Source organism: Streptomyces aurantiaciflavus, assembly GCF_049808595.1.
Lineage (GTDB): Bacteria > Actinomycetota > Actinomycetes > Streptomycetales > Streptomycetaceae > Streptomyces.
On the sequence record NZ_JBNCAQ010000003.1, the window covers coordinates 143387 to 157160 of the forward strand.

At 68.6% G+C, this 13774-nt stretch carries 13 protein-coding genes; 9 read left to right on the plus strand and 4 right to left on the minus strand.

From position 1 onward, the window contains the following. Positions 1 to 20 precede the first annotated feature (20 nt). Entirely contained in the window at positions 21 to 647 is a 627-nt protein-coding gene (locus ACPT94_RS04100; RefSeq protein ID WP_360347866.1) for a TetR family transcriptional regulator, read from the minus strand. A 67-nt stretch (positions 648 to 714) separates the two neighbouring features. Here ACPT94_RS04100 and ACPT94_RS04105 point away from each other — a divergent pair, with 67 nt between their 5' ends. Further along, positions 715 to 2334: an MFS transporter gene (locus tag ACPT94_RS04105; RefSeq protein ID WP_425245121.1), complete on the plus strand. Its 1620-nt coding sequence runs from the start codon at positions 715 to 717 to the stop codon at positions 2332 to 2334. Between the two features lie 286 nt (positions 2335 to 2620). Then, positions 2621 to 2929 carry a small hydrophobic protein gene (locus ACPT94_RS04110; RefSeq protein ID WP_425245122.1) on the plus strand — a complete coding sequence of 103 codons (309 nt, stop codon included), beginning with the start codon at positions 2621 to 2623 and terminating at the stop codon, positions 2927 to 2929. A gap of 120 nt (positions 2930 to 3049) precedes the next feature. On the opposite strand, the gene ACPT94_RS04115 is transcribed toward ACPT94_RS04110, so the two are convergent. Together ACPT94_RS04115 and aceE are read right to left on the minus strand one after the other, a co-directional pair. Then, complete coding sequence (locus ACPT94_RS04115) at positions 3050 to 3787, minus strand: potassium channel family protein (RefSeq protein WP_360347875.1); 738 nt, start codon at positions 3785 to 3787, stop codon at positions 3050 to 3052. Positions 3788 to 3880: 93 nt separating this feature from the next. After that, positions 3881 to 6628 carry a pyruvate dehydrogenase (acetyl-transferring), homodimeric type gene (aceE, locus tag ACPT94_RS04120; RefSeq protein ID WP_425245123.1) on the minus strand — a complete coding sequence of 916 codons (2748 nt, stop codon included), beginning with the start codon at positions 6626 to 6628 and terminating at the stop codon, positions 3881 to 3883. A gap of 348 nt (positions 6629 to 6976) precedes the next feature. Here aceE and ACPT94_RS04125 point away from each other — a divergent pair, with 348 nt between their 5' ends. From ACPT94_RS04125 to ACPT94_RS04150, 6 genes are all read left to right on the plus strand, one after another. Then, positions 6977 to 7414, plus strand: a complete 438-nt coding sequence (locus ACPT94_RS04125) for a DUF3052 domain-containing protein (protein WP_167396176.1) — start codon at positions 6977 to 6979, stop codon at positions 7412 to 7414. Positions 7415 to 7581: 167 nt separating this feature from the next. Next, complete coding sequence (locus ACPT94_RS04130; RefSeq protein ID WP_360347881.1) at positions 7582 to 8049, plus strand: peroxiredoxin; 468 nt, start codon at positions 7582 to 7584, stop codon at positions 8047 to 8049. A gap of 150 nt (positions 8050 to 8199) precedes the next feature. Further along, complete coding sequence (locus ACPT94_RS04135; RefSeq protein WP_360347884.1) at positions 8200 to 8775, plus strand: calcium homeostasis/redox stress adaptation protein; 576 nt, start codon at positions 8200 to 8202, stop codon at positions 8773 to 8775. Positions 8776 to 8870: 95 nt separating this feature from the next. After that, complete coding sequence (locus tag ACPT94_RS04140; protein WP_360347887.1) at positions 8871 to 9446, plus strand: TerD family protein; 576 nt, start codon at positions 8871 to 8873, stop codon at positions 9444 to 9446. Between the two features lie 125 nt (positions 9447 to 9571). Further along, positions 9572 to 10717, plus strand: coding sequence for a DUF475 domain-containing protein (locus ACPT94_RS04145; RefSeq protein WP_425245124.1), 1146 nt, complete (start codon positions 9572 to 9574; stop codon positions 10715 to 10717). Between the two features lie 97 nt (positions 10718 to 10814). Then, a complete protein-coding gene (locus ACPT94_RS04150; protein ID WP_360347892.1) occupies positions 10815 to 11552 on the plus strand; it encodes a TerD family protein in 738 nt (245 codons plus the stop codon). A gap of 31 nt (positions 11553 to 11583) precedes the next feature. Here the strand turns inward: ACPT94_RS04150 and ACPT94_RS04155 are convergent, their stop codons facing one another. Beyond that, positions 11584 to 12348, minus strand: coding sequence for a TerD family protein (locus ACPT94_RS04155; protein WP_425245125.1), 765 nt, complete (start codon positions 12346 to 12348; stop codon positions 11584 to 11586). A 246-nt stretch (positions 12349 to 12594) separates the two neighbouring features. Here ACPT94_RS04155 and ACPT94_RS04160 point away from each other — a divergent pair, with 246 nt between their 5' ends. Further along, on the plus strand, positions 12595 to 13761 hold the full coding sequence (locus ACPT94_RS04160) for an HpcH/HpaI aldolase/citrate lyase family protein (RefSeq protein WP_425245126.1): 1167 nt from the start codon (positions 12595 to 12597) through the stop codon (positions 13759 to 13761). Positions 13762 to 13774 lie beyond the last annotated feature (13 nt).

The following is a 13774-nucleotide window of genomic DNA, read 5'->3' on the forward strand; positions in this document are numbered from 1 at the left end:
GGTGATGGTCATAGGACTCTTCACGTCGTGCGCCAGCTCCCCAGCAGTGCCGGACCCACCTGGTCGAGGTAGCGGGACGTGAGCTCGTGGATGCCCTCCAGGCTGAAGTCCGCGCCGAGGGTCCACTGCCGTTCCGTCATCCGCATCACGCCGCCGAAGACGGCCACCGCCACCCGTGGCCGCGGGTCCGCGTCCACGTCCAGCCCCTCGCGCTCCGCCAGCACCCGCGCGATCGTCTCCTCCGTCTCCACCGAGCGCCGCAGATGCGCGGCGAGCAGGACCGGCGTCGACTCGATCACCCGGCACATCCGCAGATACAGCTCGATCGGCGCGACGGACTCGACGACCTCGTTGATCGAGTACCAGCCGTCCAGGACGGCCTGGCGCAGCGCCTCCATCGGGGCCTCGTGGGGCGGGCGGGCGCGCACCGCCTCGACGAAGCGCTCGATCGTCATCTCCGTCAGGGCGAGCGCGGCCTCCTCCTTGCCGGCGAAGTAGCGGAAGAAGGTGCGCTGCGAGACGTCGACGGTCTCGGCGATCTCGTCGACGGTGGTCCGCTCGTACCCCTGGGCGGTGAACAGCTCCAGCGCGGCGCGCAGCAGCGCGTCCCGGGTGCGCTGCTTCTTTCGCTCACGCAGAGTTTCCATAATGTGTCAGTTACCGACTTGTGAATTGGTTTGTCAATTGTCAGCGGCTGTCACTAGCCTCGAACACATGACTAGTCAGACCACCATCGACACGACGGGGTCGGGGGACAAGGCGCCGGCAACCCCGTCGGACGCGACGCCGGACAAGGGGCTGCGCGGCCACCCCTGGTTCACCCTCATAACCGTCGCAGTGGGGGTCATGATGGTGGCCCTCGACGGCACCATCGTGGCCATCGCCAACCCGGCCATCCAGAAGGACCTCGGCGCCACCTTCGCCCAGGTCCAGTGGATCACCAACGGTTACTTCCTCGCCCTCGCGGTCTCCCTGATCACCGCGGGCAAGCTCGGCGACCGCTTCGGTCACCGGCAGACCTTCCTCATCGGCGTCGTCGGCTTCGCCGCCGCGTCCGGGGCCATCGGCCTGTCCAGCAGCATCGGGCTGGTCGTGACCTTCCGGGTGTTCCAGGGCCTGTTCGGCGCGCTGCTCATGCCGGCCGCGCTCGGCCTGCTGCGCGCGACCTTCCCGGCCGAGAAGCTCAACATGGCCATCGGCATCTGGGGCATGGTGATCGGCGCCTCCACCGCCGGCGGCCCGATCCTCGGCGGTGTCCTCGTCGAGCACGTCAACTGGCAGTCGGTGTTCTTCATCAACGTGCCGGTCGGCATCCTCGCCGTCGTCCTGGGCGTGGTGATGCTGCTCGACCACCGCGCGGAGAACGCGCCGCGCTCCTTCGACCTCCTCGGCATCGCCCTGCTGTCGGCGGCGATGTTCTGCCTGGTCTGGGCGCTCATCAAGGCCCCCGAGTGGGGCTGGGGCGACGGCAAGACCTGGGCGTTCGTGGTCGCGTCCGTCGCGGGCTTCGCCCTCTTCGCCTTCTGGGAGACGAAGGTCAGGGAGCCGCTGATCCCGCTGGCGCTCTTCCGCTCCGTCCCGCTGTCCGCGGGCGTGGTCCTGATGGTCCTGATGGCCATCGCCTTCATGGGCGGCCTGTTCTTCGTGACGTTCTACCTGCAGAACGTGCACGGCATGAGCCCCATCGACGCCGGTCTGCACCTGCTCCCGCTCACCGGCATGATGATCGTCGGCTCCCCGCTCGCCGGCGCGCTGATCACCAAGCTGGGCCCGCGCGTCCCGCTGGCCGGCGGTATGGCGGCCACCGCGATCGCCATGTACGGCATGTCCACGCTGGAGACGGACACGGGCAGCGCCGTCATGTCGCTCTGGTTCGCCCTGCTCGGTCTCGGCCTCGCGCCCGTCATGGTCGGCGCCACCGAGGTCATCGTCGGCAACGCCCCGATGGAGCTCTCCGGTGTGGCCGGCGGTCTCCAGCAGGCCGCCATGCAGATCGGCGGCAGCCTCGGTACGGCCGTCCTGGGCGCCGTGATGGCCTCCAAGGTCGACAGCGACCTGCCCGTCAACTGGAAGGACGCGGGCCTGCCCGAGCTCACCCCCGCCCAGCTGGACCAGGCCTCCGAGGCCGTCCAGGTCGGCGTGCCCCCGGTGCAGAAGGGCACCCCGGAGGCCGTCGTCACGAAGATCACGGATGTCGCCCACGACACCTTCATCTCCGGCATGAGCCTCGCGTCCCTGGTCGCGGCCGGTGTGGCGCTCGTGGCCGTCTTCGTCGCCCTGCTCACCAAGCGCGGGGAGAACGCGGAGGCGGGCGCGGGGGTCGGCCACATCTGACAGCCCCGCCCGCACGTGCCGGACCTGACGGGATTTCAACGGAGTTCCCCTATCAGGGTGACAACGCTAAAGGTCCCTCGCCTCCGGCACGTGCCCCGGGCCACAGTGGATCAACCGGGCTGGTGCGGACCCGCCCGATGAGGAACGCGGCCAGGGCTGCGACGCGCTGCCGGAGGGGGACAGCGCGCCGCAGCCCTGGTCGGTTGAAGGCATAACCGTCCTGTGCGGGGTACCCGAACATCCGAACCCCGAGTCGCATCCACCAACCCCGGGGTTCTGGGAGTTGATGATGGCGGGCTTCGGACACGGAACGCGCAGGTACCCCCGCTCACGTGGCCGGATGGGGTCACGGACCGGGCCGGATCGCGCGACGCTCGGAATCATCGGAGTCATCTGCGCGATCGCCGGGTTCTTCGCGCTGGGGATCATCCTGGGCCCGGTGGCGGTCGTGTGCGGGTGGCTCGCCATGGGCCGTAGCTGGGCGGGGGCCCGCCCGGTGCCGGCCGTGGTCGCGGTCGTCCTGGGCGCGATCGACACGCTCTTGGCGATCATCTGGCTGGCGGGGGCCGCCGGCCCGGGCAACGGTCTGCTGTAGACACCGGCTGCCCGGGCGGGCGGCTCACGTCCCCGCCGCCCCTACCCGTCCCCTGCCTGGGCCGAAGCGGGGTGCGGGGCGCCGGCCCCGCCCGAGGTCCAAGGGGCGCAGTCCCTCACGTCACGTTCTCTCCAACTGCCCCTGCAGCGCCGCCACCTCCGCCCGCAGCGCCCGTACCTCCTCCGTCAGCGCGCGGATCGCCTCCGTCTGCTGCCGTTCCTCCACGTCGTCCTTCTCGAACCGCTCGATGAACCACGCGGCGATGTTCGCGGTGACCACACCGAGCAGGGCGATCCCGGACAGCATCAGCCCGACGGCGATGATCCGCCCCAGTCCGGTGGTCGGCGCGTGATCCCCGTACCCCACGGTCGTCATCGTCGTGAACGACCACCACAACGCGTCACCCAGCGTGCGGATGTTCCCGTCCGGGGAGTCCCGCTCCACGGACAGGACGGCGAGCGACCCGAACATCAGCAGTCCGACGACGGCCCCCGCGACATACGTCGTCACCCGGATCTGCGAGGCCATCCGGGCCCGCTGCCCCACCAGCAGCAGCGTCGACACGAGCCGCAGCAGCTTGAGCGGCTGGACCAGCGGCAGCAGGACCGCGCACAGGTCCAGCCAGTGCGTACGGACGAACTTCCGCCGGTCCTCCGTCAGCACGAGCCGTATCACGTAGTCCGCGGCGAACGCCGCCCACACCGCCCACTCGACCACCGCGCACGCCCTGGTCACCGACCGGTCGGCCGAGGTGGCGACGATCGGCACGGCGTAGGCGACGGCGAACACCACGGCGAGGGCCAGCAAAGGCCGTTGAGTCCGCTCTTCCCACCAGGCCTGTGCCGTTCGTTCCTGCATGCTCGCATCGTAAAGAACGTGTATGGATCGAGGGGCGGTGAGGCCATGACCTCACCGCCCCTCGGTACTCGACCGGAGCCGAGAGTGGGGGAGTTACGCGTCGCCGCCCGCCGCTCCCGGGTCAGCCGCCGCGACGTCCAGCAGCTGGTACCGGTCGACGGCCTGCTTCAGCGCGGACCGGTCGACCTTGCCCTCCTTCGCCAGCTCGGTCAGCACCGCCACCACGATCGACTGCGCGTCGATGTGGAAGTAGCGGCGGGCCGCCCCACGGGTGTCCGCGAAGCCGAAGCCGTCCGCGCCCAGCGACTGGTACGACCCCGGCACCCAGCGCGCGATCTGGTCCGGCACCGACCGCATCCAGTCGGAGACGGCCACGAACGGCCCCTCGGCCCCGGCGAGCTTCCGCGTCACGTACGGCACGCGCTGCTCCTCCTCCGGGTGCAGCAGGTTGTGCTCCTCGCACTCCACGGCCTCGCGCCGCAGCTCGTTCCAGGAGGTCGCCGACCAGACGTCGGCCTTCACGTTCCACTCCTCGGCGAGGATCTTCTGGGCCTCGACCGCCCACGGCACCGCGACACCCGAGGCGATGATCTGCGCCGGGACGGAGCCGGAGGTGCCCTCGCTGAAGCGGTGGACACCCTTGACGATGCCCTCGACGTCCACGTTCGCCGGCTCGGCCGGGTGCTGGATGGGCTCGTTGTAGACGGTGAGGTAGTAGAAGACGTCCTCGCCCGGCTTGCCGTCGGCGGTCTCGCCGTACATGCGGCGCAGACCGTCCTGCACGATGTGCGCGATCTCGAAGCCGAACGCCGGGTCGTAGGCGACACAGCCCGGGTTCGTCGAGGCGAGCAACTGCGAGTGGCCGTCGGCGTGCTGCAGACCCTCACCGGTCAGGGTCGTACGACCGGCGGTCGCGCCCAGGACAAAGCCGCGCGCGAGCTGGTCGGACATCTGCCAGAACTGGTCGCCGGTGCGCTGGAAGCCGAACATCGAGTAGAAGACGTAGACCGGGATCAGCGGCTCGCCGTGCGTGGCGTACGCCGAGCCGGCCGCGATCAGCGAGGCCGTGCAGCCGGCCTCGGAGATGCCGTCGTGCAGCATCTGCCCGGTCGGCGACTCCTTGTAGGCGAGCAGCAGTTCGCGGTCGACCGACTCGTACTGCTGGCCCAGCGGGTTGTAGATCTTCGCGCTCGGGAAGAACGAGTCCATGCCGAACGTGCGGTACTCGTCCGGCGCGATCAGTACGAACCGCTTGCCGAGCTCCTTGTCCCGCATGAGGTCCTTCAGTAGCCGGACGAACGCCATGGTGGTGGCGATCGACTGCTGACCGGAGCCCTTCTTCACGGTCGCGTACGTCTTCTCGTCCGGCAGCGGCAGCGGCTCGGCGCGCACGACCCGCGTCGGGACGTATCCGCCGAGCCCCTTGCGCCGGTCGTGCATGTACTGGATCTCCTCCGAGTCCCGGCCCGGGTGGTAGTACGGCGGCGCGCCGGACTCCAGCTCCTTGTCGGAGATCGGCAGGTGCAGCCGGTCGCGGAAGCGCTTGAGGTCGTCGACCGTCAGCTTCTTCATCTGGTGCGTGGCGTTGCGGCCCTCGAAGTTCGGGCCCAGCGTCCAGCCCTTGATCGTCTTGGCGAGGATCACCGTCGGCTGGCCCTGGTGCTCCTTGGCCGCCTTGTACGCCGCGTAGATCTTCCGGTGGTCGTGACCGCCGCGGCCCAGGTGCAGGATCTGGTCGTCGGTCATGCCCTCGACCATCGCGCGCAGCCGCTGGTCGTCGCCGAAGAAGTGCTCGCGGATGTAGGCGCCGGACTCGGTGGCGTACGTCTGGAACTGCCCGTCCGGGGTGGTGTTCATCCTGTTGACGAGGATGCCGTCGCGGTCCTGCGCGAGCAGCGGGTCCCAGGTGCGGTCCCAGATCAGCTTGATCACGTTCCAGCCGGCGCCCCGGAAGACCGACTCCAGCTCCTGGATGACCTTGCCGTTGCCGCGCACCGGGCCGTCCAGGCGCTGCAGGTTGCAGTTGACGACGAAGGTCAGGTTGTCCAGGCCCTCGCGGGCGGCGATGGACAGCTGGCCGAGCGACTCCGGCTCGTCCATCTCGCCGTCCCCGAGGAAGGCCCACACGTGCGACTTCGACGTGTCGGCGATCCCGCGCGCGTGCATGTAGCGGTTCATCCGCGCCTGGTAGATCGCGCCGATCGGCCCGAGGCCCATCGACACGGTCGGGAACTCCCAGAAGTCCGGCATCAGCCGCGGGTGCGGGTAGCTGGACAGCCCGTACGGCGCCTTCGACTTCTCCTGGCGGAACGCGTCCAGGTTCTGCTCACCGAGCCGGTCGAGCAGGAACGCGCGCGCGTAGATGCCCGGGGAGGCGTGGCCCTGGAAGAAGACCTGGTCGCCGCCGTCGCCCTCGTCCTTGCCGCGGAAGAAGTGGTTGAAGCCCACGTCGTAGAGCGAGGCGGAGGAGGCGAAGGTGGCGATGTGGCCGCCGACGCCGATGCCCGGCCGCTGGGCGCGCGAGACCATCACGGCCGCGTTCCAGCGGGTCGCGTTGAGGATCTTCCGCTCGATCTCCTCGTTGCCGGGGAAGAACGGCTCGCTCTTGGTGGGGATGGTGTTGACGTAGTCCGTGCTGCGCATCTCGGGCACGGCCACGCGCTTCTCGCGGGCCCGCTCGATCAGGCGCAGCATGAGATAGCGGGCCCGCTCCCGGCCACGCTCGTCGATGGCGGCGTCGAGGGAGTCGAGCCACTCCTGGGTTTCCTCGGGATCGAAGTCAGGAACCTGACTCGGAAGGCCGCCAATGATGATCGGGTTGCGATCGGATCCGGAAGCCACGCTGTTCCTTACCTGTCAGAGGGCTGGTGGGGCTGTGTGGGGCTGCTCCCCATCGTGTACCTCGGGGGCCCAAACGTCATCTCTACCGAGAGGTAACCGGTATCTGTTCGGAACTCGTACCCATGAACGGTTCCCAAACGTACAAACAGGGCAGATAGGTGTGGTGTACGTCACCGAAGGCGCGGATCGCATGCCTGGAGTTGCGTCGACACGGCCAGGATCGTCACCGTTTCGGCGGTCTGAACCGCCGGGTACTTGCGCGATCCGTCCCGCCCGTGTGGACTACGGCCAATGCTTCGCGCACGCGCGTGGCTGAGTTATTCCCGAAACATGATCAGGAGGCAACCCGTGAGCGCGACCGCGGACCACGCGGAGGAGCGGACGAGCCCTGCCGTCAGGCTGGGGTTCCAGCCCGAGCAGGTGGTCCAGGAGATCGGCTACGACGACGACGTCGACCAGGAGCTCCGCGAGTCCATCGAGGAAGTCATCGGCAGCGACCTGGTGGACGAGGACTACGACGACGTGGCCGACGCCGTGGTGCTGTGGTTCCGCGACGAGGACGGCGACCTGACGGATGCGCTGGTGGACGCCACCACGTACATCGAAGAAGGCGGCTCGATCCTCCTCCTCACGCCGAAGACCGGCCGGACGGGGTACGTGGAACCGAGTGACATCTCTGAAGCCGCGACGACGGCGGGTCTGTCGGCCAGCAAGAGCGTCAGCGTGGGCAAGGACTGGAGCGGCAGCCGGCTGGTGACGCCCAAGGCCGCCAAGTCCAAGAAGTGACCTCGTCGAGGTAGAACCCCGGTCTCATCGCCGCGGGCGGGCCGATCCCGATCGGCCCGCCCGCGTGTGCGTCCTGAGCGCTGCGTAGGGTGGTCCCCGGCGTCCCGGGTGTTTCTCATCCGAATGCCGCAACGGCTCCGGCGAAGCCCAGAAAGGGTTCCACAGCGATGGCGATCCAGGTCGGCGAGACGGCCCCCGACTTCGAGCTCAAGGACAACCACGGCGCCACCGTGAAGCTGTCCGACTTCCGGGGCGGCAGGCACGCGAAGAACGTGGTCCTGCTCTTCTACCCCTTCGCCTTCACCGGCGTGTGCACCGGCGAGCTGTGCGAGGTGCGCGACAACCTGCCGAAGTTCTCCGCCCGCGACACGCAGGTGCTCGCCGTCTCCAACGACTCCATCCACACCCTGCGCGTCTTCGCCGAGCAGGAGGGCCTGGAGTACCCGCTGCTCAGCGACTTCTGGCCGCACGGCGAGGTCTCCCGCGCCTACGGCGTCTTCGCCGAGGACAAGGGCTGCGCGGTGCGCGGCACCTTCGTCATCGACAAGGAGGGCGTCGTGCGCTGGACCGTCGTCAACGCGCTGCCGGACGCGCGTGACCTCAACGAGTACGTCTCGGCACTCGACGCCCTCTGATCCCGGCCGCTCCCGAACCGATCCCGACACCCTGTGATTCTTCGGCTCCAGGGCCTGCGAGCGGCGGGAACCCGTCACTAGGATCGACTCGTTGATCCGATATCCAACGCATGACGGGGCTCCCCGCCCCAGGACACCAATGGAGGACTCGTGGGAGTCAGCCTCAGCAAGGGCGGCAACGTTTCGCTGACCAAGGAGGCCCCGGGCCTGACCGCGGTCATCGTCGGTCTGGGGTGGGACGTGCGCACCACGACCGGCACCGACTTCGACCTGGACGCGAGCGCGCTGCTGCTGAACAACTCGGGCAAGGTCGCCAGCGACCAGCACTTCGTCTTCTTCAACAACCTCAAGAGCCCCGACGGCTCGGTCGAGCACACCGGTGACAACCTCACCGGTGAGGGCGAGGGCGACGACGAGCAGATCAAGGTCAACCTCGCCGGCGTCCCCGCCGACGTCGACAAGATCGTCTTCCCGGTGTCGATCTACGACGCCGAGAACCGCCAGCAGTCCTTCGGCCAGGTGCGCAACGCGTTCATCCGCGTCGTCAACCAGGCCGGCGGCGCCGAGATCGCCCGCTACGACCTCAGCGAGGACGCCTCGACGGAGACCGCGATGGTCTTCGGCGAGCTGTACCGGCACGGCGCGGAGTGGAAGTTCCGCGCCATCGGCCAGGGGTACGCGTCGGGCCTGCGCGGCATCGCGCAGGACTTCGGCGTCAACGTCTGAGCGTGACGGCCCCCGCGTCCGGCGCCGCACTGTTTACGGGCGGCGCCGGACGCGCAGGACAACCGAAGAAGCAAGACCCAGGGGAGGACAGCATCATGGGCGTCACGCTCGCCAAGGGAGGAAACGTCTCCCTGTCCAAGGTCGCGCCGAACCTCACTCAGGTGATGGTCGGCCTCGGCTGGGACGCGCGCTCCACCACCGGAGCCCCCTTCGACCTCGACGCCAGCGCCCTGCTGTGCAACGGCGGGCGGGTCCTCGGGGACGAGTGGTTCGTCTTCTACAACCAGCTCAAGAGCCCCGACGGCTCGGTCGAGCACACCGGTGACAACCTCACCGGCGAGGGCGACGGCGACGACGAGTCGCTCATGGTCGACCTGTCCAAGGTCCCGGACCGGTGCGACAAGATCGTCTTCCCCGTCTCGATCCACATGGCCGACGAGCGCGGCCAGACCTTCGGCCAGGTCAGCAACGCCTTCATCCGGGTCGTCAACCAGGCCGACGGCCAGGAACTCGCCCGCTACGACCTGAGCGAGGACGCCTCCACCGAAACGGCCATGATCTTCGGCGAGCTCTACCGCTACCAGGGCGAATGGAAGTTCCGTGCGGTCGGACAGGGGTACGCGTCGGGCCTCAGGGGCATCGCACTGGACTTCGGTGTCAGCGTCTCATAACGCTATATGAGCAAAAGTCGGGGCCGCGTGGGGTGTGAAGGGGGGCCGACTAGACTTCGGCTTCAAAGTTTCGTAAAGCCGAGTACGGCGCGGGGGAGACCCGTACATACAGGATTGGGTAGCCAGTGGTTCTGAAAACCTTCGGCTGGTCGTTCGCGGTCACCGCGCTCGGCCTCGTCGCAGCGGTCTTCTACGGGGGGTGGACCGCTTTCGGTATCGTGGCGATCCTCTCCATCCTCGAGATCTCGCTGTCCTTCGACAACGCAGTCGTCAACGCCGGCATCCTGAAGAAGATGAGTGCCTTCTGGCAGAAGATCTTCCTCACCGTCGGCATTCTCATCGCCGTTTTCGGCATGCGACTGGTCTTCCCCGTCGTCATCGTCGCCGTCAGCGCCTCGATGGGCCCGATCGAGGCCGTCGACCTCGCCCTCACCGACAAGGACCGCTACCAGCAGCTGGTGACGGATGCCCACCCGTCGATCGCCGCCTTCGGCGGCATGTTCCTGCTGATGATCTTCCTCGACTTCATCTTCGAGGACCGTGACATCAAGTGGCTGGGCTGGCTGGAGCGGCCCCTGGCCAAGCTCGGCAAGGTCGACATGCTGTCGGTCTGCATCGCGCTGATCGTCCTGCTGATCTCCTCCATGACCTTCGCCACCCACGCCCACCAGCACGGCGGCACGCACGCCGACAAGGCGGAGACCGTCCTGATCTCCGGTATCGCGGGTCTGATCACCTACATGATCGTGGGCGGACTCTCCGGCTTCTTCGAGGACCGGCTGGAAGAGCAGGAGGAGCGCGAGCACGAGGCGGAGGAAGAGGCCGAGCGCGCGGGCAAGCCCCGCTCCGCGGTCGTCCTGGCCGGCAAGGCCGCGTTCTTCATGTTCCTCTACCTCGAGGTCCTGGACGCCTCCTTCTCCTTCGACGGTGTCATCGGCGCCTTCGCCATCACCAACGACATCGTGCTGATGGCCCTCGGCCTCGGCATCGGCGCCATGTACGTCCGGTCGCTCACCGTGTACCTGGTCCGCCAGGGCACCCTCGACGACTACGTCTACCTGGAGCACGGCGCGCACTACGCGATCGGCGCCCTCTCCGTGATCCTGCTCGTCACCATCCAGTACGAGATCAACGAGATCATCACCGGTCTCGTCGGCGTCGTCCTGATCGGCTGGTCCTTCTGGTCCTCCGTCCGCCGCAACAAGGCCCTGGCGGCGGCCGAGGGAACAGCGGACTCCGACGAGAAGACTGAGGTCTCCTCCGGGGTGTGATCAGCTTCCGAGTGAGGAACGCTCTGTGCGGGGCGGCCGTCGAGGACGTGTCCTCGGGCCGCCCCGCCGGTCTTTTTCAGTGAACCTGGGGGCGGGAATGGGCTTCTTCGACGGACTCCGGCCCGGCCGGGCCGCGGACTTCGACTCGGGCAGCGCGGCGACCAACGCGATCGAGCTGACCAAACGGCACAGCCAGGTCTCGCTCACCAAGCAGGACGCGGCCACCGGGCACCTGCGCGTCAACCTGACCTGGCGGATGCGCACCTCCGACATCGGCGGCACCCAGCGGGAGAGTCTGCTGCGACACCCCTTCAAGGCGCTGCGTCCGCCGGAGGTCATCGGGCACAGCCAGAGCATGGTCAACGTCGACCTCGACCTGGGCTGCCTGTACGAGCTGGCCGACGGCAGCAAGGGCGTCGTACAGCCGCTGGGCGGGCTGCTCGGCGACGTCAACGCGCCGCCGTACGTGAAGCTCACCGGGGACGACCGGTTCGGGTCGGGGTCCGGTGAGACGATGTACGTCAACCTCGACCACCGGGACGCCATCAAACGACTGCTGGTGTTCGTCTACATCTACGACCAGACACCGGCGTTCGACCGTACCCACGCCATCGTCACGCTGTATCCGAGCAACGGGCCGCGGATCGAGATCGGTCTCGACGAGCGCCACCCCCAGGCCCGGTCGTGTGCCGTGGTGATGATCGAGAACGTGAAGGGGGAGCTGCTGGTACGGCGCGAGGTGCGGTTCGTGTACGGGTTCCAGGCGGAGCTGGACCGGCTGTACGGGTGGGGGCTGCAGTGGGGTCGGGGCTACAAGACGAAGGTCGAGCGGTAGCGGCGGCGCCCGCGCCGCCGCCGGAACCCCGCTACCGTCCGATGAACTGCGGCCCCTGCGGCGGCATGCGGAACTCCTGGGCGGGCGCCCCCGCCGGCTGCGCGTCCGGGTAGCCGTAGCCGTACGTCGGGAGGTTCGCCGGATAGCCGTAGGACGCGGCGGGCTGCTGGGGGACCGCCGAGGTCGGCTGCTCCGGGGGGAGGGGCTGGGAGAGGCTGGGCGTGGGCTCGGGAGCCTGCGCCGCCGCCTCCTCCGACTCGTCGACCGAGATGCCGAAGTCGGTCGCCAGGCCCTTGAGGCCGTTGGAGTAGCCCTCGCCGAGCGCGCGGAACTTCCAGCCCTCGCCACGGCGGTACAGCTCGCCGCAGATCAGGGCCGTCTCCTCGCCCGTCTCCGGGCGGATGTCGAAGGTGGCCAGCGGCTCCCCGTCGGCGACCGTCGCGTCGTACAGCAGGATGCTGAGGGACCGTACGCGGTCGAAGGCGACGCCGTCCGCCGAAGCGACCAGGAGAATCCGGCTGACTCCGGACTCGACACCGGCCAGATCCGTCTGGATGGTGTCGGTGAGGCCCTCGGCGCCCCGCTTCTTGCCGAGCCGCCAGACCTTCCCGGAGGGGTGCCGGGGCTGGTTGTAGAAGACGAAGTCCTCGTCGGAGCGCACACGACCGTCGGGACCGAGGAGAAGCGCGGAGGCATCGACGTCCGGGACCCCCTGCCCGGGTGTCCAGCGCAGCACGGCGCGCACCGTGGTGGCTTTCAGCGGGACGTTCGACCCCTTCAGCATCGCGTGCGTCATGCGGTCATCCTGCCCTCTCGGTTCTGCTCACGACAACGCGGGGTACACGAGGAACACGGCAACCGCCACAGCCGGGTTCGCTGTCCCCGCCCGATCTCGGCTGAGCTTGCCCGTGCTTGGCTGTGCTTGTGCCCGTTACCTGAAATTCATGACCGGTGGGAACCCCTGACACAGGTCCCTACGTACTATTACCGGCCACCTCTTGCCGAAATCCACAGCCTTACCTTGCGCCCACGGGGGAGTTTTATGCGTCATTTCGGGCACCTCGCCCCTGAGGTGCGGGAGCGCCTCTTCCACCGGGAGCCGTGCGAGTTCGACGCGGACTCCCCGGCCCGGCTGCTCTCCGCGGCCCTGGGCGCCACGCTCTACAGCCCGGCCACCCGGCCCCGGCTGGCCGACGACATCGTCAAGCAGACCGAGCGCGGCGTGGTGTCGATGGTGTTGTGCCTGGAGGACTCCATCGGTGACGAGGACGTGGCGGAGGGTGAGGACAACCTCGTCCGCCAGTTCGTCGACCTGGCCGCCCGCCCCGGTCTGCAGCTGCCGCTGCTCTTCATCCGGGTCCGCACGCCCGAGCAGATCCCCGACCTGGTCCGGCGCCTCGGCCCGACGGTGCGGCTGCTGAGCGGGTTCGTGTTCCCGAAGTTCACCGAGGAACGCGGCATCCCGTTCCTGGAGGCCCTGACGGGCGCCGAGGTGGCGAGCGGCCGGCGGCTGTTCGGCATGCCCGTGCTGGAGACACCCGAGCTGATGTACCGGGAGTCGCGGGTGGAGGCCCTCGAGGGCATCGCCCGCGCGGTCGAGAAGTACCGCAGCCGGGTCCTCGCGCTGCGCCTCGGCGTGACCGACTTCTGCTCCTCGTACGGCCTGCGCCGGGCCCCCGACATGACCGCCTACGACGTGCAGATCGTCGCCTCCGTGATCGCGGACGTGGTGAACATGCTGGGGCGGGCCGACGGCACCGGGTTCACGGTGACCGGGCCGGTGTGGGAGTACTTCCGGGTCCCGGAGCGCATGTTCAAGCCGATGCTGCGGCACAGCCCCTTCCTGGAGGGACAGGCCGTGGAACTGCGTGAGAAGCTGATCGAGCACGCGATGGACGGACTGTTGCGCGAGATCTCCCTCGACCACGCCAACGGCCTGCTCGGCAAGACCTGCATACACCCCTCGCACGTCCCGGCGGTGCACGCGCTGTCCGTCGTCAGCCACGAGGAGTACAGCGACGCGGCGGACATCCTGCGGCCGGAGCGCGGCGGCGGGGGAGTGCTGCGGTCGGCGTACACGAACAAGATGAACGAGGTGAAGCCGCACCGCGCCTGGGCCGAGCGGACCATGCTGCGCGCGGAGGTCTTCGGCGTCGCGCACGAGGACGTCAGCTTCGTCGACCTGCTCGCCGCGGGCATCCCCGGCTGAGCCACTTCACTAC

Bases quoted from the DNA above. Each gene is read 5' to 3' on its own strand.
- ACPT94_RS04100 (WP_360347866.1), bottom strand. From the start codon at position 647: ATGGAAACTCTGCGTGAGCGAAAGAAGCAGCGCACCCGGGACGCGCTG.
- ACPT94_RS04105 (WP_425245121.1), top strand. From the start codon at position 715: ATGACTAGTCAGACCACCATCGACACGACGGGGTCGGGGGACAAGGCG.
- ACPT94_RS04110 (WP_425245122.1), top strand. From the start codon at position 2,621: ATGATGGCGGGCTTCGGACACGGAACGCGCAGGTACCCCCGCTCACGT.
- ACPT94_RS04115 (WP_360347875.1), bottom strand. From the start codon at position 3,787: ATGCAGGAACGAACGGCACAGGCCTGGTGGGAAGAGCGGACTCAACGG.
- ACPT94_RS04130 (WP_360347881.1), top strand. From the start codon at position 7,582: ATGGCGATCCAGGTCGGCGAGACGGCCCCCGACTTCGAGCTCAAGGAC.
- ACPT94_RS04140 (WP_360347887.1), top strand. From the start codon at position 8,871: ATGGGCGTCACGCTCGCCAAGGGAGGAAACGTCTCCCTGTCCAAGGTC.
- ACPT94_RS04150 (WP_360347892.1), top strand. From the start codon at position 10,815: ATGGGCTTCTTCGACGGACTCCGGCCCGGCCGGGCCGCGGACTTCGAC.
- ACPT94_RS04155 (WP_425245125.1), bottom strand. From the start codon at position 12,348: ATGACGCACGCGATGCTGAAGGGGTCGAACGTCCCGCTGAAAGCCACC.
- ACPT94_RS04160 (WP_425245126.1), top strand. From the start codon at position 12,595: ATGCGTCATTTCGGGCACCTCGCCCCTGAGGTGCGGGAGCGCCTCTTC.